We start from the raw sequence: 20,543 nt of genomic DNA, 5'->3' as shown, positions 1-20,543 counted from the left end.
TACATAAAACCTAAGTTATGTCGAACGTATAAGGTTGCTTGTTCTTCGTTTTGTTTTTGGAATATATCCAATGCAGAGATAAGACATTCTTCTGCTAATTCATATTCTTTCAAATGTATACATGCTAATCCATAAAGATTATTACAGTAACCAATGTTTAATTCATAACCATTGTATTTAGAAAAAATTTCTTTTGCCTTAGAAACCTGTTTAAGTGCTAAAACATATTGTTGGTTATGGCAACTGAAGGTAGAAAGTTTAAAATAAAATTCTGCTTGTTCAAGTTGATCTGGGATTTGTTTTAATTTAATTTCGGCTTTTTCATAATGTTCTTTTGCCAAATTATAATCACCAGTTATGTTTGAGTGCATTGCCTTGAAAAAATGGTAATAATATAATAAAGGTTCATCTGTTGGTATATCAAAAGATTCTATTTCTTTAAAACTATCTTTGCCAATACTTAAACTGTCCATCAAGTATTGATAACGGAAGTTCAATAAAGAGTGGTATAAAAGTACATTTTTATCGTCTTTTACACTGGTAATGTTTTTATCGAGTTCCTTTTTTAGTTGCTTTGCATTATTTAAATTTCTTTTTCGAATTTCTATATACCAGTTATCTAATAACTTTGTAATCTGTTCATTCCCCTTTGTTTGAACGTTCATGATATCCTCCTTTGGATTTTATAGATTCTTATAAATAATGATAGCAAGAATAGAATATAATAGATATTATACTTAATTGTTTTTCAACAAAAAACTGAATTTTCTGTTTTTTTGTTAAGGGTAATATAAAATCGTTTTAAATAGTACATAATAGGAAGTTTATGTGTATGGAAAAATATGGTATTTTTATTAGTAAAGTGCAAATTTTATTAAAGGAAAGAGGGCGTAGGGATGGGGAATTTAGAACCATTTACAGGGGTGACGGTAACAGGGCAGATACTAAAAGAAGGATATACATTAAATTGGCGTAATCAAGAATTAATCATTGGGCAAAAAGTAAAAAGTGAATTGATAAATATTGATACAAAAAAATGGAAACAGAATATTTCAATGCTTGAAATTGTTAGTGAAGATAGTGTGAAAAATGTGCAAAGTGCTGTAGTTCGTGGCGTTATTGGGAATATTGCATTAGGTGGTGCAGGAGCGTTAGCAGGGGCTTTGTCTGCAAAGAATGATTCTACATTTCATGTAATAATTAGATATCATAATGGATATGTAGATTTGATAGAATGTGATATTAAATTGTACACCAAACTTTTGCAACAAGTAGCAGAAAATAAACGTTCTGGAAACAGTGAATTCATTAACATGGAATATGATGCAGAAGAGTATAAAAGAAGGAAAGAGCAATTTAATAAAGGGCAAACCATGGATATAGTTGGATGTGGTGTGGTTTTAATTATAATTATTGTTATAGTTTTTGTTTTTATTGGTATTTTGGCAGGTTAATAAAATAGTGAGATTAGTGTGCTAGTGTAAAAAAGAATTCTTTTTTGAAAAGGAGAAGTTATAATTGATGAATTTTATATCTAAATTAGCAGATGTCGAATAACCGGAAGTTATTGTTGAATTTAGTAAGAAATATAGGGGTATAAATACTGTGATTTTTGTAAAATACAAGTTTAAGAATTGAGGTAAATAGATGGCACTTGAAACACAAGCAATTCGTAGTATAAAGGAATTTAAAGAAATTTCATTACAGAAAATACAAGTAATTCTTTTTTTATTGTTGACCTTTTTGTTCTTTATTAAAAGTTTTGATTATAATTTTTTTGTAGATTTAAATAATCAATTTATGGGATTGATGGCTCATCAATATTTAAAGAAGGTCCTGTTAGTATTTGTAATGATAATGAACTTTTTAGCCTACTTAGTGATATTAGGAGGGATAATATCAGTTTTTTTACTTCTTATATATCATTTTTATTGGGAGAAACTTACTTGTTATAAGTTAAATGGAGAAAGATGGTATGTGATAAGGTATATAACAGAATTGAGCGTGAATTTATCTACTTTCTATTTACTTATTTTGGGTTATTTGAATGTATTAGATGTTAATGTGAAATATACAAATTTGCTAGTGACAGCAGGGTATTTTGCTGGTTTTTTTGTCTTCTTATTTTTCTTTAGTATCATGCGATTTCTTTTTGCTAATACAGATGATTAATGAGAAGTGATGAGATTGTCCAGTTTTGAATCAAATAGTCATCTCATAATTAGGATATAATAAATTATTGAAGATGTTATCTAATTATGTTAAGATAAAACGATGTGTCTAATACATAAATCCATTGTATTTTTTTTCTAGACATATTATTATGGAAGTAGTAACAAATGATTCGGAAAAAAGAAATTAGAGGAAACCTTTAAATTACTAGGTTTATGAGTTTGTTTTGGTGGCAGATTACTACCAATATTTCGGAAAACGTCCACCGCGTAATTCATAGTATAAAACTCCTCCAGCGCGCATATACTGGCTATTATGTAATGCGTAAAGGAGGAAGTCATATGGATAATTTTCAATTATCAATGATTCAAAAAGCTATTCACCGTACGTATGATGAGCTCGGAAAAGAAGTGGATAGTCAAGGTGCGATTGTAGATGAAATACAAAAAGCACAAGAAGAATATTTGTCAGCTCTTTCACATGAAACAGCGATTGATAAACGGTATTTAAAGTCATTAATATAGAAGAAAATTTTCCTTTTTCGAAAGGAAAATTTTTTTTCGTGAATTTCTATGTATTGCAACAGGGGAAAGCAAATGCATACATATGCGTAGCAGTTGCTATTATCTTTTTATAGAAAAACTTTTTGGTTGGAGGCTAAGGATGTTTACTGAGAAGAGATTACCATTTGAAGTAGGAAAACAAGATAATTTTTATGATAAGTTGAATGAGTGGATTGGAGATGTGTTTTACGACATCCTTCCGGAAAAAGGCTTTGAAGAGCGTGATGAACAAATTTTTATGGCGTTTCAGTTAGAACGCGCTTTCCAAGAAAAGAAAGTTATGTTCGCAGAAGCTGGTGTAGGAACAGGGAAAACAATTGTATATCTTCTATATGCAATTTGTTACGCGCGTTATACTGGGAAACCAGCTATTATTGCTTGTGCAGATGAAACGTTAATTGAGCAGCTTGTGAAAGAAGAAGGGGACATCGCTAAGTTATCTGAAGCATTAGGGCTATCTGTTGATGTAAGGCTTGCAAAATCAATGGATAATTATTTATGCTTACGTAAACTTGAAGATGTTATGAGTGGACGAGCTCCAGAAGTAATTGAAGACGTATATTATGAGTTACCACAGTTTGTATTCGATCATGGTACGATGCAAAACTTTACTCACTATGGTGACAGAAAAGAATTTCCACTTTTAAATGACGAAGAATGGTCAAAAGTAAATTGGGATTACTTCCAAGATTGTTTTACTTGTGATTCTCGTCATCGTTGTGGACAAACTCTTTCTCGTGAACATTATCGTAAAGCAGCAGATTTAATTATTTGTTCTCAAGATTTCTATATGGATCATATTTGGACGTACGATGCTCGTAAGCGTGAAGGGCAAATTCCGTTATTACCAGAAAGTAGCTGCGTTGTATTCGATGAAGGACATCTTGTAGAATATGCAGCTCAAAAAGCTTTAACATACCGTTTAAAGCAAACAATGATGGAGCAACTTTTAACGAGATTGCTACAAAACGATATTCGTGAGGAGTTTGCACATTTAGTAGAAGAAACAATTTGGCAAACAGAGCGATTCTTTGATGTGTTACAAGAAAACAAAAAAGAAATTGCCGGTTCTGATCGTTTAGAAATTACTGTGACAGAAAAAGTAACAGCTGAAGCGAAACGACTTTATGCAAAAATCGGTGAAGTTGGAGATGCATTAGTATTCGAAAGTGAAATGCATACAGTAAACACGTATGATTTAAATATTGTTGATGAGCATTTAGATGTATTAGAACATTCACTTCGTCTGTTCATGCACGAGAAAAATGTAATCACTTGGGGTGAAGAAGGTGATGGTGCCTTCACATTAGTGATTATGCCGCGTGCAGTTGAAGAAGTATTACAAGAGAAAGTGTTCTCGAAGAAAATACCGTATATTTTCTCTTCTGCGACATTATCGAACAATGATTCATTCGCGTTTACAGCTAATAGCCTAGGGGTAAAAGATTACTTATCATTCTCAGTTGCTTCACCGTTTGATTACGAAGAGCAAATGGCAGTAAACTTACTATCGCATACGAAAGAAAATGAATGGGAAAGAAAGTGTCAATATACACTTGAAAATATACAAAAAACAAATGGACGTACGCTTGTATTATTCCGTACAACGCAAGAGCTTGCAGCGTTCAAAGAGTATGTAAGTAAGGAGCAAATGTCGGTTCCGTTCTTATATGAAGGAGATCAGGAAATTAGCCAGCTCGTTTCTCGTTTCCAAAATGAAGAAGAGACTGTACTTTGTGCGGTTCATTTATGGGAAGGTTTAGATATTCCTGGTTCATCATTATCACACGTTATTATTTGGTCATTACCATTCCCTCCAAACGATCCTGTGTTTGAAGCGAAACGTAAGCACGTAAATGATCCATTCTGGGATGTAGATGTACCATATATGATTTTACGACTTCGTCAAGGAATTGGGCGTTTAATTCGTACAAGTGAAGATAAAGGTGCTATATCAATCTTCTTATCTGATTCAGAAGATGAGAAAGTAGTTGCAGCTGTGAAAAATGTACTGCCGGTAGAAGGTAAAGAATTATAAGGAGAAAGCTTGGCGCTTGCCAAGCTTTTTTTCTATTATAAAAGGAATTTATGTTTCCGTGTCGAATTAAGTTTGAGGTAGAAAAAGGAGGCTTTTATACGATGACAGTTGCTACATATGAGGTAGAAAAACAATTTTTAACATACGTGAAGAAGATACAGAATTACGGAGAAGCATTAAGTTTAATGTTTTGGGATTTAAGAACAGGTGCACCAAAAAAAGGTGTAGATCAGCGTTCAGAAGTAATTGGTATGCTTTCGTCAGAAGTGTTTGCTATGTCGACTTCAGATGAGATGGGAAACTATTTAACAGAGCTTGAAGCTTTAATACGTGAAGATAAACTTTCTGAAACAACGAAGAAAATGGTTGAAGAGTGTCGGAAAGAATATGATAGAAATAAAAAAATTCCACAAGCTGAATATGAGGCTTATGTGAAATTAGAAGCGAAAGCAGAGAGTGTGTGGGAAGAAGCTCGCGAAAAATCTGATTTCGAAATGTTCCGCCCATACTTAGAAAAAATTGTTGAATTTAAAAAGAAATTTATTACATATTGGGGTTATGAAACATATAAATATAATACATTATTAGACATGTATGAGCCAGGTATTACAGTAGAAGTTTTAGATCACGTATTTGGTCAACTTCGTGAGCGCATCGTGCCGCTTGTAAAAGAAATCTCTGAGTCTAAAAAAGGATTAAAAACAAGTGCTTTATCGGAACAATTTTCAAAAGAAAAACAAAAGAACTTTACATTAGAACTATTAAAGCAATTGAATTATGACTTTGAAGCAGGTCGTCTTGATGAAACAGTGCATCCTTTCGAAATTACATTAAATAGAGGGGATGTTCGTATTACGACACGCTATGATGAAAAAGATTTTCGTATGGCTGTTTTTGGAACGATCCATGAATGTGGTCATGCAGTATATGAACAAAATATTGCAGAACAATTTGAAGGTACACCACTTTGCAGTGGTACATCTATGGGTATTCACGAATCACAATCATTATTCTTTGAGAACTTTATCGGCCGTAATAAATCATTCTGGAAGAAAAATTATGATTTATTAAAAGAGTATAGCGATGGTCAATTTGATGATATGTCAGTCGATGAATTTTATGATGCAATTAACGAATCGAAGCCGTCATTCATTCGTATAGAAGCAGATGAGCTTACATACCCGCTTCATGTTATGGTGCGTTATGAATTAGAGAAAGAATTATTTGATGGTACATTACAAGTGAAGGACTTACCAGCAGCTTGGAATGATAAGATGGAAGCATATTTAGGAATTCGTCCGGAAAATGATGCGCAAGGTGTATTGCAAGATGTTCACTGGGCTGGTGGCTCATTTGGATACTTCCCATCTTATGCACTTGGTTATATGTATGCAGCGCAATTTAAGCAAAGAATGTTAAAAGACATTCCGAACTTTGATGCATTATTAGAAGAAGGAAACGTAACACCAATTCGTGAATGGTTAACAGAAAACATTCACCAATACGGTAAAACGAAAAAGCCACTTGAAATTTTAGAAGATGTAACAGGTGAAGGCTTAAATGCAAACTACTTAGCCGATTATTTAGAAGCGAAATATAAAGAGATTTATGAGTTGTAAAAAAAGAGCTGCTTAATTGCAGCTCTTTTTTAAAGGGGGATGGGAGAATGGACTATACATATAAAGTAATGACGCAAGAAGAAGCAGAAGAAATTGCATACAACTGGCATTATGAAGGGAAATATTCCTTTTACGATATAGAGGCAGATGAAGAAGATTTAGCTGAATTTTTACATGATGAAAGTAGAGGGAATCATACATTTTCTGTGAAGGAAAATGGCACTCTCATTGGTTATTTTACTGTTTGTAAAATAAATGACGGAACGGTTGATATTGGTCTTGGAATGAGACCTAATATAACTGGGAACGGATTTGGTTTACAGTTCTTAAACGCTATACTAGCTTTTAGTAAAGAAAAATATGGATGCAAGTATATAACACTATCAGTAGCTATATTTAATGAGAGAGCGATTAAAGTGTATAAAAGGGCAGGGTTTGAAGTAGTTGGAACGTTTATACAGAAAACAAATGGTAGTTGTTTTGAGTTTTTGAAAATGAATTATATATGTAAAAATGATTAAAAAACAGAAGAATCTCCTTCTGTTTTTTTATGCAGAAATAAATCATACTTTTTGTAATTGGAAGTTTTGAAATTTTGGAAGAGGATGTGTATGATTGAAGTTTAATAGTAAATAGCAAGTTTAGTAAGGAGAGACAGCATGAGTATAATTAAAACGAAAAATGAAATAGAGTTAATGCATGAATCTGGAAAATTACTTGCTTCATGTCATAGAGAAATTGCGAAGATGATGAAACCAGGTATTACTACAAAAGAAATTAATACGTTTGTTGAAGCATATTTAGAACAGCATGGTGCAACGTCTGAGCAGAAAGGGTACAACGGATATCCATATGCGATATGTGCATCTGTAAACGATGAAATGTGTCATGCGTTTCCGGCCGATGTTCCTTTAACTGAGGGTGATATTGTAACAATTGACACGGTAGTAAACTTAAATGGGGGTCTTTCAGATTCTGCTTGGACGTATAGAGTTGGAAAAGTTTCTGATGAAGCAGAAAAGTTGTTGTTAGTAGCTGAGAATGCTTTGTATAAAGGAATTGACCAGGCGATAATCGATAACCATGTAGGAGATATTGGCTATGCAATTGAAAGTTATGTAACAAATGAAGGTTTTTCTGTTGCAAGAGACTTTACGGGACATGGAATCGGTAAAGAGATTCATGAAGAACCAGCAATTTTTCATTTTGGGAAACAAGGACAAGGACCTCAGTTACAAGAAGGAATGGTAATTACAATTGAACCGATTGTAAATATAGGTATGCGATATTCTAAAGTAGATTTAAATGGGTGGACTGCACGAACGATGGACAGGAAATTATCAGCTCAATATGAGCATACAATTGCGATTACAAAAGATGGGCCAATCATTTTAACGAAGTTGTAATTGGAAATGAAAGAGTTTGCAAAACTCGAACAAAAATAGTAGTTTTTAAAAATTTGTACGTGTTTTTTCGATAAATGCTTTTCAAAGCATAAAAAGTACGTTATAATCCTTCTATAAAATAAATAGTTAGCTACACTCATATAATCGCGGGGATATGGCCTGCAAGTTTCTACCGAAGTACCGTAAATACTTTGACTATGAGTGAGGACGAATATAATTGCTTGTTTAGCATTCTTTTTTTGCGAAACTCCAAAAGCGCGTCTCTCACTTGTAACGAGTGGTGGCGGCTTTTGGAGTTTTTTTATTGCATAAGAGGGGGAACAAACATGAAAGTATTACAAGAAAAGATTTTGAACGAAGGAAAGGTTTTATCTGGTGACGTATTAAAGGTAGATGCTTTTTTAAATCATCAAATTGATCCAGTACTTATGCAAGAAATCGGAAAAGAATTTGCTAAACGTTTTAAAGAAGAGAACATTACAAAAATCGTGACGATTGAATCTTCAGGCATTGCACCAGCAGTTATGGCTGCATTAGAGCTTGGTGTAAAAGTAATTTTTGCACGAAAACGTAAATCGTTAACGTTACAAGATAATATGTACGTTGCAAACGTATATTCATTTACAAAACAAGAAACAAATGAAATTTCATTATCTCGAAATCATATCGATGAAAATGATCGTGTATTAATCATCGATGACTTTTTAGCAAACGGTCAGGCTGCTTTAGGTTTAATGAGTTTAGTAGAGCAAGCTGGAGCGAGTATTGCAGGAATTGGAATTGTTATTGAAAAAGCATTTCAAGATGGAGGAAAGAAGCTTCGTGAACAAGGCGTTCGTGTTGAATCACTAGCAGAAATTGCATCACTTGATAATAACGCAGTTACATTTGTACAGCAAGAAACTGCGGAGGTGAAATAAACGATGAAGCAGCATCCATTTAAAATTGCATCGCTTGGTATGCAGCATATGCTTGCAATGTATGCTGGAGCAATTATCGTTCCGCTTATTGTGGGCGGTGGACTTGGTTTAAATCAAAAAGAGTTAACATATTTAGTCTCAATTGATTTATTAATGTGCGGCGTTGCGACAATTTTACAAGCATTATCAAATCGCTTTTTCGGTATAGGACTTCCCGTTGTACTTGGTTGTACATTTACAGCCGTTGGACCGATGATTGCGATTGGAAAACAATACGGTGTGTCTTCAATTTATGGAGCAATTATTGCTGCTGGGTTATTCGTTGTTATTTTTGCGAAATTATTTGGAAAACTTGTAAAACTGTTTCCACCTGTTGTAACAGGATCTGTTGTTACTGTAATTGGAGTTACACTTGTTCCAGCAGCAATTAATGATATGGCTGGAGGAGTAGGAAGTAAGGATTTCGGTAGTCTTGAAAATTTAGCATTAGCATTTGGTGTGTTATTATTTATCATCATTATGTATCGTTTCTTTGATGGATTTATTCGTTCAATCTCTATTTTACTAGGTCTATTGTTCGGTACTATCGTTGCAGCGTTTATGGGGAAAGTAAGTTTGCAAGCGGTTGGAGAGGCGGATTGGTTCCACGGTATTCAACCATTTTACTTTGGTACACCAACATTTGAATTAACACCAATTATTACGATGATTCTCGTTGCTTGTGTAGGGATTGTAGAAGCAACGGGTGTATACTTTGCATTATCTGATATTTGCAATAAAAAAATCGGTGAAAAAGAATTAACAAAAGGCTATCGCGCAGAAGGATTAGCGATGGTGTTAGGTGGCATTTTCAACGCGTTCCCATATACAACATACTCTCAAAACGTAGGACTTGTTCAATTAACTGGAGTAAGAAATCGCGTTATTATTTATACTTGCGGTGGTATGTTAATCGCACTTGGTTTCATTCCAAAAATCGCAGCTATTACAACAATTATTCCAAAATCAGTACTGGGCGGTGCGATGTTAGCGATGTTCGGTATGGTTATGGCATATGGTATTAAAATGTTAAGTAGCGTTGACTTCGGAAGACAAGAAAACTTATTAATCGTTGCATGTTCTGTCGGAATTGGGCTTGGCGTAACAGTCGTTCCTACATTATTTTCACAACTCCCAGAAAGCATTCGTATTTTAACAGATAACGGAATTGTACTTGGAAGTGCGTCAGCAGTACTTTTAAATATCGTATTTAATATGGTGCCGCAGCGCAAAGTGAAAGTAGAAGAAGAGCCAGTATCTATGCAAAGTGCAGTAAGAGAAGCGTAAAAAAGCAAGGTCTCGTTATGAGACCTTGCTTTTCTTTTTAAGTGGCATCATTTTCCCATAAGTACCAAGACGCCAAATGTACTCAAGTGGTCCGTATTGGTAATGTGAAAGCCACCAGCGGCTAATAAAGATTTGTAACGTGTAGAAACTAATGCAGAATAGTGGTCCAACCCATAGTGGAGCCAGATAATCATTTTTAAACAATAGCCCGAATAAAAGTAATGTAACAATTGTATGCGAGATGTAATTTGTTAATGCCATTCGTCCAACGTATTGGAATGGACGTAATAACGTTTGCCATTTTTCTTTTTGTAATAAACGCATTAGTGTGAAAATGTAGAATATGAATAACGTTTTTCCGCTAAACATTGTAAAGACCTGCATATAAATTGGTTCATAAAATGGTTTTGATAAGAAGTAACGAACCATGAAGAACCACATTGGTAATGTAAAAAGGAACATAATAATTTGCCATTTTTTAAGCTTTGGATCTAACTCTTTCGCGCGGCGGAAAATATCCTTTTTGCCGGCGTATAAACCAAGTAAAAACAGCCCAACTGTTTCTGGTAGCATAAGTAAATTTAATCCAATTCCATCAGCGTAAAATGCATGGAAACGATTTTGTATTTGTGACAGCCAGTCTTCTAATGGCATGATAGGTAAGGAAAAACCTAGCTCTTCCTTTGGTACCAATGCAACCGTAATACCAGCCATTAGCATAATGAATTGAAAAATACTCAATAAAACGATAGCCCATATTAAAATAGTACGAGGTTCTCTCTTATAAAATAAAAATAAGAAAAATCCAGCAATCGCATAAGTATGTAAAATGTCTCCGTCCCATAAAAGAACGTAATGTAAGAAACCGAATAATAATAAAATAAGTAAGCGGCGAACAAATAAAATTTTTGGATGATCTGTTTTCGCTTCAGCACGACTCATAAAAATATAAAAACCTAATCCGAATAAAAACGAAAAAATTGTATAAAATTTCGTTTGAATAAACATGTCGTAAAATAGGCGAATGTAGCTGTCTATCCCTTCGTAAATTCCTGAAAGATCACGTGAGTCAACCCCGGCGATAACAGGCCAATTCACAAGAAAAATACCTAGTACAGCTATTCCTCTAATAATATCAATGGAGTGTATCCTCTCGTCTTGTGTGAGATTTTGTGTCATTTTTTTCCTCCTTGTTAAGTAATTCCCTTTTATTATACGAAATGTAAGGTGGAGGAGATAGGGGATATTTCCATTTTTTTAAACTGTTAAGTTATGTAGGATGAGATATAATAAGAGTGCACAACAAGTTTTAACCTTTTTCAAAACAGGCAGTAAAGCTCCTTCTTATAAGGAGCTTTCTTTATGAAAAGTGTTGATAATGATTCTCTTTAATGATAAACTGTATTCAAAAGTGATAATCATTATCAAAAAAAGGTTGGTGCGTAAGTATGGTATATGCATTAGTAGCAGGTACAGTCGCTGTATATGCAGTTATTGCGAAGTATGTTTTAAATGGAGTAGGAACAGCAAAATGAGTGATATGACATAAAATCCCTTTCATTTGTAAAAAGAATGAAAGGGATTTTTTATTTTTAATGAGAATATGCTGAAAATTTAGTATGATAGTAAAGTGAAACTGTAATCAATGGGTAGGTGTAACTCTCACTGGTTATGAGCTCGCAAATAGCGGGGAAAAGTATATACATCTTGGATAAAGGGGAACAAGGGGATGACAAACATAGTACAGACAAACGGTATGAAAAAACTTGTTTGTTTTTATGAAGAGTGGCAAAAACACGGCGATGCAGAGAATAGTTTAAAGTTGTTTGAGGTAATTCAAAAATATAAACAAGAACAGCTTATGATAGCGTTCTGCGGTCACTTCTCTGCAGGGAAATCAACGATGATGAATCATCTATATAAAGCGCAGTTGTTACCGACAAGTCCAATTCCGACAAGCGCTAACGTTGTCAAAATTGAAAAAGGAATGGATCGTGTTGTTGTAACGGTTAAATCTGGAGAGCAGTACGAATATGACGGTGCATATTCAGCAGAAGAATTAAAACAAATTTGTAAAGACGGCGATGAAGTAATTGGTGTTCATATTTATCGAAACGACGCGCCGATTCCTGAAGGGGTTATGTTAGTTGATACACCAGGGATTGATTCAACAGATGATGCCCATCAATTAGCGACAGAGTCGACACTTCATCTGGCAGATGTCATTTTTTATATGATGGATTATAATCACGTCCAATCGGAAGTGAATTTACAATTTGTTAAAGAATTGAAACAACGTAATAAAACGGTTTATCTCGTTGTAAATCAAATAGATAAACATAAAGAAAATGAATTATCGTTTGAGAATTATAAAGATAGTGTAAAACAATCATTCTCTAACTGGGATATTGAAGTAGATGGTGTTTATTATACGTCATTACGAATGATGGACCATCCACATAATGAAATTAGAAGCTTAGAAGCGTTAATTACTTCTATTATGAAAGAAAAAGAGCAGTATGTAAGGACTGGAATGGAGCGAGAAACAGAATATTTAATGGGAGAACATTTCTCGTTTATTGTTTCTGAAAATGAAAAAGCTCTCTTGAAATATGAGGAAGAGTTAGCATCACCACTTTCTATTTCAGAGGTAGTTGAAAAGAAGGAAGAGTTAACGGAAGCGAAAAATCGTGAGGCAAGTAAAGAATCTTATGTGAGAAATGAATTTATAAAAGGTTTACAAGCTATATTAGATAACGCATATTTAATGCCGTTTGAAATGAGAGAATTGGCAAATGCATATTTAGAAACGAAATTAACAAAATTTAAGGTCGGTTTGCTATTTGCGAAAGGAAAGACGGGGCAAGAAAAACAAAGACGTGTAGAGGCGTTTTATTCTGCCCTTCAAAAGACAGTTGAAACGCAGCTTGATTTTCATGTGAAGGAATTTATTGTAGCCTTCTTAAAAGAAGAAGGATTGTTCACGGAGGAAATTGGGAAAGACATATATGGGTTAGAAATTGCTTTCGGACCAGAAATGTTGGCTGAAGTAATTAAACAAGGCGCAGGTTTCACAGGTGATTACTTACTTCTTTATACAGCGGATGTAGCGAATGAACTGAAGAAACGTTATTTTATAAAAGCGCAGCAAATTTTTGATAAAAGTGCGGTCGTTTTAAAGCAAAAGGTGAGAGAAGCAGTTGCTCGTATTGAAGAAGAGATTGAAACATATACGATGCTGCAAACGGCGAAAGAAACACAATTACAATACAGTAACAATTTGGAGGCATATGAAGACTATTTACGAAATGTTTGGCACGATCATGTTGCTACGCCTGAAGGGCTGCAAATAGATGAGATATTGCAAAGGGAAAAGCAAATTGTTAGTGAGAAATTTACACTACAAGAGCAGGAAATCGTAAGCGATAACGTAGCGGTTCATGAAGAAGAGCTGAAAGGAACGGCGGCTTTAAATATTCAGCGGATATTAGAGAAAGTGAAAAAAGCTGAAACGATATTAGAGCCATTGCCAGCGCTGAAACATGTACAGCAAGAGGTAATAGAGAAAAGAAGACGTGTGGAAACAAAACAATTTACAGTAGCGTTATTCGGGGCATTTAGTGCTGGAAAATCATCATTTGCCAATGCCTTACTCGGTGAGAAAGTACTTCCTGTATCACCAAACCCGACGACGGCAACGATTAATCAAATTTTGCCGGTTACAGAGGAAAAACCACACGGAACAGTAATTGTTCAGTTTAAATCAAAGCAAGCGTTATTAGAAGATATGAAAGCTGTTTATAAGCTGTTTCATTATGAGATTGCTACGTTAGATGAAGCGTTAGCACAAATTGATAAAGTTATGAAATATCCTTCACCAACTGGGAAGCAAAAAACAACATTTAGCTTTTTACGAGCGGTACAAAAAGGATATGATGCAGTTTCTACTTATTTAGGAGAACAAGTACAAGTTACATTAGAAGAGTTCTCTGATTATGTAGCGAATGAAGAGAAATCATGCTTCGTTGAGTATATGGAACTTTATTATGATTGTGTTTTAACAAGGCAGGGAGTAGCGCTTGTAGACACACCTGGAGCGGATTCTATTAATGCTCGCCATACGGATGTTGCATTCCAGTATATTAAAAACGCAGATGCTATTTTATTTGTAACATATTATAATCATGTATTCTCTCGTGCTGACCGTGAATTTTTAATTCAGCTTGGTCGTGTAAAGGATACTTTTGCCCTTGATAAAATGTTCTTCTTAATTAATGCGGCGGATTTAGCAGAGTCTGAAGAAGAACTTGAAATGGTAAAAGGTTATATCGCAGATCAGCTGCTGCAATACGGTATTAGAAATCCGCGTTTATTTGCAATTTCAAGTTTATGTGCGCTTGAAGAGAAACAAGGAAAGAATGTTGAAAAAGAGAAGTATGGTATTTTACAAAACTCTGGGATTACGAAGTTTGAGGAATCATTTACGTCCTTTATGATGAGAGATTTAATGCTTGTTTCTGTGCATGCTCTATATGGTGCTTTGCAAGGGGCAGATCAGCTTTTAGTAAACATGATAAAGGGTGCAAAACAGGGGAATGAAGAGAAAGAGAAGCAAACGAAAAAATATGAAGCAGAGCGTGATCAACTACTTCATATCATTTCATCATATAGTGTACTTGCTGAAGAACAGGCGATGCAAAATGAAGTGAAAGAGTTGCTTTATTACGTGCAACAGCGTCTATTCCTACGCTATAACGATGTGTTTACTGAATTTATTAATCCGGCGTCACTTCGAACGGATGGAAATGTGAAAACACAATTGCAACAGTGTGTTATGGAATTAGTAGCATTTATTCAGCATGATTTATTGCAAGAAATGCGTGCGACATCATTACGCCTTGAAAAATGGATAGACGAAGCGATGAAGCGTGCAAAGGACGAAATTGTAGTGAACTGTAAAGTAGAAAATGAATCAATTTCTATGAATGGAACAGTGGAGTATGAATATAAAGATATTACACATAAAGAACCGTTCCCTTCAGTTGAAATAAAAGATTTCAAAAAAGCACTGGCACATTTTAAAAATGAGAAAAGCTTTTTTGAAAAGAATGACAAAGCTTTTATGCAAGAAGACGCTAAATCTGTATTAGAACCGTTCGTATCAAACTATGTAGCTGATGAAAAAGATTTATTTGTTCATCATTATAAGCAAGAGTGGGATATGAAGTGGAACTTATTCCAAAAAGTGATGCAGCAAGATGTGATGAACTATTATGAAAGTATATTGTTTGCATTGGCTGAAACGATCGATGTATCTCTATATGAACAAAGTAAAGAACAATTGCAAAAGCAGTTAGTAGAGATTGAAAAAGAAATTTATGTTATATAGTCGTTATGAGAAAAAGATTCGTTCAATTTTCTTTTGCAGTACAGTATCTAAAGATTTTACAAATCCAGCAAATTCATCGGTAGAAATCATATGAGTAAGAACGAGTCGTCTGCCATCTGGTGTTTCACCGCATAAGACGAATGAAGAAAATTCATATGTTTTGTTTTCAACTACTAATTTGGGATAGGAATACGTGTCGCTTTTCTTCTTCTTTCCATCAATAGAGATGACGTTGCATTTTTTCTCATTGTTGTCCATGGTGAATCCCTCCTTTCTATTACTTATGGTAGACAAGGAGGGTTTAGAACAATAGAGAAGGGGGAATTTTTTATGTCTGTTGTAATAGAACGTATTCCAAAAGAGGCTATACCGAAGTCTTTATTGCTACTTGCTGATCCAAGTGAACGGCAAATAGCTACATATGTACAAAGAGGATTAACATACGTAGCTAAGCAGGGGGGGAGCGTTATCGGTGTATATGTTCTTTTGGAAACAAGGCCAAAGACGATGGAAATCATGAATATTGCGGTTGCAGAGCATTTACAAGGAAAAGGGATTGGGAAGAAGCTATTAAGGCATGCTGTAGAAACTGCTAAAGGATATGGTATGTCAAAACTTGAAGTTGGTACAGGCAATTCTAGTGTTTCACAACTTGCTTTATATCAAAAATGTGGATTTCGTATTTTTTCTATTGATTTTGATTACTTTTCGAAGCATTATGAAGAAGAGATTATTGAAAATGGGATTGTATGTCGTGATATGATCCGGCTTGCAATGGAATTGAATAAAAACGTATAACTATTTAGGGGGAAGAGAAGATGGAAGTACATAAAGCAATTACAGCACATTCTCGTAAACAAAATGAAAGTGTAAAAGCATGTTTACAATTAGATGCACAGCGTGAAGCGGCTATTGAAGCTGCCGTATCTCTTGCGTCAAATGGGAAAGAATTTTCGGTTGATGTCATTAATGTTGTAACGAAGCAAATTAATGATCTTGCAAAAAATGGTGTTACCTTGCAGCGTAAATATGTTACAGAAGAAATGGTTATGGAGTATGTAAGTCGTTTGAAAGAGAAAGAAGGTCGTTAAAGATGATAGTTACAGTCGAATGGTTACGTGAGCATATAGAAGATGAGAATGTCCGTATAATCGATTGTCGTTTTGATTTAGCGAATCCTAATTGGGGTAGAGAAAAGTATGAAGAAGGACATATTCCTCATGCGTTATATTTTGATTTGAATTTAGATTTATCAAGTCCTATAGCAGAACATGGTGGCCGCCATCCTTTACCAAATATTGAGGAGTTTGCAGACAAGCTTTCGGAGGCTGGTATTGATGAGCATACGACAGTAATTGCGTATGACAGTCAAGCCGGTGCAAATGCTGCTCGTTTATGGTGGTTATGTAACTATGTAGGACATGAGAAAGTATATATATTAGATGGTGGTTTCCCGGCTTGGAAAGAGAATGGACTACCGACAACAGCGGAAATTCCTGTTGCTATACGAAAAACATTCAAAGCTAATATACAAGATTATATGCTTGTAACGATGGAAACGGTCAGAGAGAATATCCGTGCAGGTGCGGATGTTACATTAATTGATTCAAGAGAGCCGAAACGTTATGCTGGTGTAGAGGAACTTGTCGATCATAAAGCAGGACATATTCCAACAGCGGTAAACCATTTCTGGAAGGATGGAATGTTGCAATCAGGACAATTTAAGAATGAAGCTGGGCAACAAGAACGATTCCAAAATCTGTCGAAAGATAAGGAAACAATTGTATATTGTGGTTCTGGTGTTACGGCATGTCCAAATATCGTTGCATTAAAATTGGCTGGATTCCAAAATGTAAAATTGTATGCAGGTAGCTGGAGTGATTGGATTTCTTATCCAGAAAATCAAATTGCAAAAGAAGAAGATTAATCACTTGCATGCAAAAATAATTTGTATTAAAATAAGGTCACAAGCAAGAGATTGCTCGAAAAACTTTGTATTTTACACATTAGAAACAATGTGATAATATAACGACAAGTAAATAATACATCCTGCGGTGTGCGTAACTTATTTATGTCTAAAACCGATGTTAGTTATACGGAAGCTCAATATTTAGCGACCATCATCAAGCCTTCCTTGTGGAGGAAGATGTACGGTAACTGTGAGGGCATCCACCTGCGAGTAGCGGGTTTTTGGACATTTACGAGGAGCGGCACGTGCGGGGGTCTTATTTCAACTAACCTTATATAAAATTCCTACGGTGTACGTAGCTTATGCATGTCTTAAACCAATAAGTTTAATATGGAAGTTCAATATTTAAATGTAGCTAACATGCCATCTTTTTAAGAAGGAAGTTACAAACATTTGTGAGAGCATCCACCTGTGAGAGCAGGTTTATGGACATCTAGAGAGAACGGCATATGTGGGGCTATATAAAAACCTTACGTTTTATACGTAAGGTTTTTTTGTTGCATAGATATATCAATATTATCTTGATTCACCTGTGAAGTTTCCGTAATAAATGTAGCACTTTCTGTCTTCATCAATCTCTCTTGAATCTAAGGAGAACTCCATAGACATGCCGTCTCGCTGAATATATATAATATCTGAATGAAGAGATGGTAAAATTTCTTCATAGTTCCATACATCTTGACTATCTACTATGTTTGAACTCGTTTCACTTAGTTCTCTAATTTCAAAACCGATGTAGGAGTATGTAGGGTCTGAAGGGTCATTTGCGAAAACTTCTTTTTGAATATAAATAACTGCTGTTCCGTCTGGATCAACCGAAGTTGCAGTAACAACATAAGTATTTTTCTCTTTAATAAAATATTCACAAGTCATGCGTGCGATAATTTCAGAATTAGAAATATTGGCGTAGTTCCATAAAGCAGGATACCCTTTCGTTTCATCATTAAGTCGATATTCTAAGCGCATTTAATCCCTCTTCTTCCTTTTTCTTCTACTTTATCATGCCATCCTATATAATAGGAATAGAATTTAAAAAGGGGAGTGCGAAGGTGACAAAAACGAAATGGCTAGTAGGTGGTGTCGTAACGTCTTTAATGACTGGCACTTTATTTGGTTGCGCACAAGATCTTCCCCCAAAACCAAATGATAATAGTTGTTCTGATTGGGATTGGGATGATGAACTTGGGGTATGGCAGTGTGATGATAGTAGTTCAGGTTATCGTGGGCATTATTTCTATGGTGGGCGATACTATCAAAATAAATCCACTTTTAAAAATTCATCGGCGTTTAAATCGTATCAATCGTCTGCTGAATTTAAAGGTGGAATTGGAAGTGGTTCAAAGGGAGGATTTGGGGGCTAAAATATGTCGCAATACATAAGGGATCGAAAAGAATTTTATTTAAAATATCCGGATTTTTGGTCGGATTTATATGAATGTGAGTATAGTTTGTTTCATGTTTTTTCTATAACAAATCAGACTTTGGACCAATTACACTTAGCGACTGAACGAATGGGGAAAATATTTTTTAAGACTGCTAGACTGCTGCGTAATTTAAGTGACGAACAGCTTCTAGATCTTGGCTTTCCATCCGCGAGTTTATCTTTCATTAGAATGAAAGGGCTCTATCCTGAATCTGTAATTTCGCGATTTGATTTTGCTGTAACAGAGGATAACAAAATCAAAATGCTTGAGTTTAATAGTGATACACCAACTTTTATTGTGGAATGTTTTCAAATGAATGGGAAAGTATGTGGAAATCTAGGCTATGATGATCCAAACTCGGATCAAGAACGATTGCTATCTTCTGGTGTAACGAAAGCAGTAATGGAAGCGACAAAGGGATTAGATAATCCAAATGTTGTTTTTACAGCACATCATGAACATATCGAGGATTGGAATACCACTATGTATTTAAGTCAGCTATGCCATGTTGAAAATAAAGTAGTGCCAATGTCAGAACTTAGAATTACAAAGGATGCTCTAGTCGATAAAGATGGGGCGAAGATTGATGTTTTATATCGCCAAACATATCCGATAGAAGATTTAATTGAGGATCAAGATCCTGAAACAGGAGATTTGGTAGGTGTGGAACTGTTACAACTTGTAAAAGCCGGAAAGCTTTTTATAATAAATCCTTTGTCAGCATTTTTACTTCAGCCAAAATCAATTCAGTGTCTTATTTGGGGGTTAGCAGAAGAAGAGGCCTTTTATACAAATGAGGAACAACAGTGGATTAAAGAATATATGTTACCTACATATTTAGAACCAGATTTATTTTTAGGAAAAGGTTCTTTCGTTCAAAAACCTTCATTTGGGAGAGAAGGAGATACAATTACGATTCGCGATAAAGACGAAAATATTATGCTTCAAAATGCACACCAAACATATAAAGCGTCACTGCCGATATTTCAAAAGTATATCGAACTGCCAGTCGTATCCTTGGAAACAGAAAAAGGGATCGAGAAACTGTCATATGTGTTTGGTTCGTTTTTAATTGCTGGAAAAGCGAGTAGTATCGGTATTCGTGCGGGAGAAAAGATTACAGGAAATGAATCGTACTATTTACCGGTAGGTATAAAAAGGAGGGGAAAAAATGATTAATTTTTTATTATATTTAGTAGTAACACTCGGCCTTTTATGTATAGGTCTGTTCTTGATGGAAGTGACAACGAAAGTAAAGGAATTTAAGTTAATGGCTCAAGGAAATAAGGCGGTAAGCTATGTGCTTGGAGGACGATTACTTGGGTTAGCTGTTGTTTTATATTCGACAGCAGCTAATTCAATTTCACTTCTTGATATGATTTCGTGGGGAGCAGTTGGGATTTTGGCTCAAATTATCGTCTTTTATTTAGCTGAGTGGCTTACACCACGCTTTAATATAAACAAAAGTCTCGAAGAAGATAATCAAGCAGTCGGTCTTTTTCTTATGTTTTTATCAATTTCAATTGGGATTGTAATTGCTGGTTGTATAACTTATTAAAAACTTTACGTTTAAACGTAAAGTTTTTTATTTTATCCCGTAAAAGCCCGATTGGTGAGGGCTAATAATCAGTGGGGGATGAACAAAACCTCCACTGATTAAAGTTACACTTTATATATGTTAGTTTGCCATACCTTTTGAAAAAATTGTAGGCTACGG

Annotated in this window: 19 protein-coding genes, 2 other RNA genes, 1 pseudogene and 1 riboswitch; of the genes and pseudogenes, 18 read left to right on the top strand and 4 right to left on the bottom strand. The window is 34.8% G+C overall.

Annotated elements, in window-relative coordinates:
- Positions 1-665, bottom strand: a pseudogene (locus tag BLT20_RS28210) (tetratricopeptide repeat protein); the annotation flags it as partial.
- A gap of 231 nt (positions 666-896) precedes the next feature.
- Between BLT20_RS28210 and BLT20_RS28205 the strand changes: the two are divergent.
- The 9 genes from BLT20_RS28205 to pbuX all read left to right on the top strand — a co-directional run bounded on the left by BLT20_RS28205 (position 897) and on the right by pbuX (position 10,044).
- The gene (locus BLT20_RS28205) at positions 897-1,454 is read left to right on the top strand and encodes a hypothetical protein (protein ID WP_000527307.1); all 558 of its coding nucleotides are present in this window, start codon (positions 897-899) and stop codon (positions 1,452-1,454) included.
- Between the two features lie 193 nt (positions 1,455-1,647).
- Positions 1,648-2,172, top strand: coding sequence for a hypothetical protein (locus BLT20_RS28200; protein WP_001162866.1), 525 nt, complete (start codon positions 1,648-1,650; stop codon positions 2,170-2,172).
- Between the two features lie 341 nt (positions 2,173-2,513).
- The gene (locus BLT20_RS28195) at positions 2,514-2,696 is read left to right on the top strand and encodes a DUF3921 domain-containing protein (RefSeq protein ID WP_000368570.1); all 183 of its coding nucleotides are present in this window, start codon (positions 2,514-2,516) and stop codon (positions 2,694-2,696) included.
- Positions 2,697-2,835: 139 nt separating this feature from the next.
- A complete protein-coding gene (locus BLT20_RS28190) occupies positions 2,836-4,773 on the top strand; it encodes an ATP-dependent DNA helicase (RefSeq protein ID WP_000493700.1) in 1,938 nt (645 codons plus the stop codon).
- A gap of 101 nt (positions 4,774-4,874) precedes the next feature.
- Positions 4,875-6,392 (top strand): carboxypeptidase, encoded by a 1,518-nt coding sequence (gene ypwA / locus BLT20_RS28185; RefSeq protein WP_000215074.1) that lies wholly within the window; start codon positions 4,875-4,877, stop codon positions 6,390-6,392.
- A gap of 47 nt (positions 6,393-6,439) precedes the next feature.
- Positions 6,440-6,913, top strand: coding sequence for a GNAT family N-acetyltransferase (locus BLT20_RS28180; protein WP_000386765.1), 474 nt, complete (start codon positions 6,440-6,442; stop codon positions 6,911-6,913).
- Positions 6,914-7,051: 138 nt separating this feature from the next.
- Complete coding sequence (locus BLT20_RS28175) at positions 7,052-7,798, top strand: type I methionyl aminopeptidase (protein WP_000022486.1); 747 nt, start codon at positions 7,052-7,054, stop codon at positions 7,796-7,798.
- 116 nt (positions 7,799-7,914) lie between these two features.
- Positions 7,915-8,016: riboswitch (purine riboswitch) on the top strand.
- Between the two features lie 108 nt (positions 8,017-8,124).
- Positions 8,125-8,718, top strand: a complete 594-nt coding sequence (locus BLT20_RS28170) for a xanthine phosphoribosyltransferase (protein ID WP_000866484.1) — start codon at positions 8,125-8,127, stop codon at positions 8,716-8,718.
- Between the two features lie 3 nt (positions 8,719-8,721).
- Positions 8,722-10,044: a xanthine permease PbuX gene (gene pbuX, locus BLT20_RS28165; RefSeq protein ID WP_000809213.1), complete on the top strand. Its 1,323-nt coding sequence runs from the start codon at positions 8,722-8,724 to the stop codon at positions 10,042-10,044.
- Between the two features lie 15 nt (positions 10,045-10,059).
- Here the strand turns inward: pbuX and BLT20_RS28160 are convergent, their stop codons facing one another.
- Positions 10,060-11,223, bottom strand: coding sequence for a DUF418 domain-containing protein (locus tag BLT20_RS28160; protein ID WP_000193173.1), 1,164 nt, complete (start codon positions 11,221-11,223; stop codon positions 10,060-10,062).
- A 550-nt stretch (positions 11,224-11,773) separates the two neighbouring features.
- Here BLT20_RS28160 and BLT20_RS28150 point away from each other — a divergent pair.
- Complete coding sequence (locus tag BLT20_RS28150; protein ID WP_000182126.1) at positions 11,774-15,433, top strand: dynamin family protein; 3,660 nt, start codon at positions 11,774-11,776, stop codon at positions 15,431-15,433.
- Positions 15,434-15,436: 3 nt separating this feature from the next.
- Here the strand turns inward: BLT20_RS28150 and BLT20_RS28145 are convergent, their stop codons facing one another.
- On the bottom strand, positions 15,437-15,691 hold the full coding sequence (locus tag BLT20_RS28145) for a DUF3931 domain-containing protein (protein ID WP_000369740.1): 255 nt from the start codon (positions 15,689-15,691) through the stop codon (positions 15,437-15,439).
- A 72-nt stretch (positions 15,692-15,763) separates the two neighbouring features.
- Between BLT20_RS28145 and BLT20_RS28140 the strand changes: the two genes are divergently transcribed.
- The 5 genes from BLT20_RS28140 (at position 15,764) to ssrS (BLT20_RS28120) (ending at position 17,864) form a co-directional block, all read left to right on the top strand.
- On the top strand, positions 15,764-16,231 hold the full coding sequence (locus tag BLT20_RS28140) for a GNAT family N-acetyltransferase (protein ID WP_000117689.1): 468 nt from the start codon (positions 15,764-15,766) through the stop codon (positions 16,229-16,231).
- 20 nt (positions 16,232-16,251) lie between these two features.
- The gene (locus BLT20_RS28135) at positions 16,252-16,524 is read left to right on the top strand and encodes a YpbS family protein (protein ID WP_000451818.1); all 273 of its coding nucleotides are present in this window, start codon (positions 16,252-16,254) and stop codon (positions 16,522-16,524) included.
- Positions 16,525-16,526: 2 nt separating this feature from the next.
- Positions 16,527-17,360, top strand: coding sequence for a sulfurtransferase (locus BLT20_RS28130; RefSeq protein WP_000637557.1), 834 nt, complete (start codon positions 16,527-16,529; stop codon positions 17,358-17,360).
- Positions 17,361-17,476: 116 nt separating this feature from the next.
- Positions 17,477-17,659: non-coding RNA, 6S RNA (ssrS, locus tag BLT20_RS28125), on the top strand.
- Between the two features lie 21 nt (positions 17,660-17,680).
- Positions 17,681-17,864: non-coding RNA, 6S RNA (gene ssrS, locus BLT20_RS28120), on the top strand.
- A 54-nt stretch (positions 17,865-17,918) separates the two neighbouring features.
- Here the strand turns inward: ssrS (BLT20_RS28120) and BLT20_RS28115 are convergent.
- A complete protein-coding gene (locus BLT20_RS28115; RefSeq protein ID WP_001235523.1) occupies positions 17,919-18,368 on the bottom strand; it encodes a hypothetical protein in 450 nt (149 codons plus the stop codon).
- Between the two features lie 83 nt (positions 18,369-18,451).
- On the opposite strand from BLT20_RS28115, the gene BLT20_RS28110 reads away from it, so the two are divergent.
- From BLT20_RS28110 to BLT20_RS28100, 3 genes are read left to right on the top strand one after another with little or no spacing between them, the layout of a single operon-like run.
- The gene (locus BLT20_RS28110) at positions 18,452-18,763 is read left to right on the top strand and encodes a hypothetical protein (RefSeq protein WP_000169030.1); all 312 of its coding nucleotides are present in this window, start codon (positions 18,452-18,454) and stop codon (positions 18,761-18,763) included.
- Positions 18,764-18,766: 3 nt separating this feature from the next.
- The gene (locus BLT20_RS28105; protein ID WP_000084933.1) at positions 18,767-20,005 is read left to right on the top strand and encodes a glutathionylspermidine synthase family protein; all 1,239 of its coding nucleotides are present in this window, start codon (positions 18,767-18,769) and stop codon (positions 20,003-20,005) included.
- Positions 19,998-20,384 (top strand): DUF350 domain-containing protein, encoded by a 387-nt coding sequence (locus BLT20_RS28100; RefSeq protein WP_000606868.1) that lies wholly within the window; start codon positions 19,998-20,000, stop codon positions 20,382-20,384. The genes BLT20_RS28105 and BLT20_RS28100 overlap by 8 nt, the downstream gene beginning before the upstream one ends.
- Positions 20,385-20,543 lie beyond the last annotated feature (159 nt).

It is taken from the genome of Bacillus sp. cl96 (assembly GCF_900100505.1).
Classification (GTDB): domain Bacteria; phylum Bacillota; class Bacilli; order Bacillales; family Bacillaceae_G; genus Bacillus_A; species Bacillus_A cereus.
This window is presented reverse-complemented; position numbering and strand designations above follow the sequence as displayed.

Coding starts and splice junctions, on each gene's coding strand:
- BLT20_RS28140 (WP_000117689.1), top strand. CDS start 15,764: ATGTCTGTTGTAATAGAACGTATTCCAAAAGAGGCTATACCGAAGTCT.
- BLT20_RS28145 (WP_000369740.1), bottom strand. CDS start 15,691: ATGGACAACAATGAGAAAAAATGCAACGTCATCTCTATTGATGGAAAG.
- BLT20_RS28115 (WP_001235523.1), bottom strand. CDS start 18,368: ATGCGCTTAGAATATCGACTTAATGATGAAACGAAAGGGTATCCTGCT.
- ypwA (WP_000215074.1), top strand. CDS start 4,875: ATGACAGTTGCTACATATGAGGTAGAAAAACAATTTTTAACATACGTG.
- BLT20_RS28180 (WP_000386765.1), top strand. CDS start 6,440: ATGGACTATACATATAAAGTAATGACGCAAGAAGAAGCAGAAGAAATT.
- BLT20_RS28100 (WP_000606868.1), top strand. CDS start 19,998: ATGATTAATTTTTTATTATATTTAGTAGTAACACTCGGCCTTTTATGT.
- BLT20_RS28135 (WP_000451818.1), top strand. CDS start 16,252: ATGGAAGTACATAAAGCAATTACAGCACATTCTCGTAAACAAAATGAA.
- pbuX (WP_000809213.1), top strand. CDS start 8,722: ATGAAGCAGCATCCATTTAAAATTGCATCGCTTGGTATGCAGCATATG.
- BLT20_RS28130 (WP_000637557.1), top strand. CDS start 16,527: ATGATAGTTACAGTCGAATGGTTACGTGAGCATATAGAAGATGAGAAT.
- BLT20_RS28200 (WP_001162866.1), top strand. CDS start 1,648: ATGGCACTTGAAACACAAGCAATTCGTAGTATAAAGGAATTTAAAGAA.
- BLT20_RS28175 (WP_000022486.1), top strand. CDS start 7,052: ATGAGTATAATTAAAACGAAAAATGAAATAGAGTTAATGCATGAATCT.
- BLT20_RS28150 (WP_000182126.1), top strand. CDS start 11,774: ATGACAAACATAGTACAGACAAACGGTATGAAAAAACTTGTTTGTTTT.
- BLT20_RS28170 (WP_000866484.1), top strand. CDS start 8,125: ATGAAAGTATTACAAGAAAAGATTTTGAACGAAGGAAAGGTTTTATCT.
- BLT20_RS28195 (WP_000368570.1), top strand. CDS start 2,514: ATGGATAATTTTCAATTATCAATGATTCAAAAAGCTATTCACCGTACG.
- BLT20_RS28160 (WP_000193173.1), bottom strand. CDS start 11,223: ATGACACAAAATCTCACACAAGACGAGAGGATACACTCCATTGATATT.
- BLT20_RS28205 (WP_000527307.1), top strand. CDS start 897: ATGGGGAATTTAGAACCATTTACAGGGGTGACGGTAACAGGGCAGATA.
- BLT20_RS28190 (WP_000493700.1), top strand. CDS start 2,836: ATGTTTACTGAGAAGAGATTACCATTTGAAGTAGGAAAACAAGATAAT.
- BLT20_RS28105 (WP_000084933.1), top strand. CDS start 18,767: ATGTCGCAATACATAAGGGATCGAAAAGAATTTTATTTAAAATATCCG.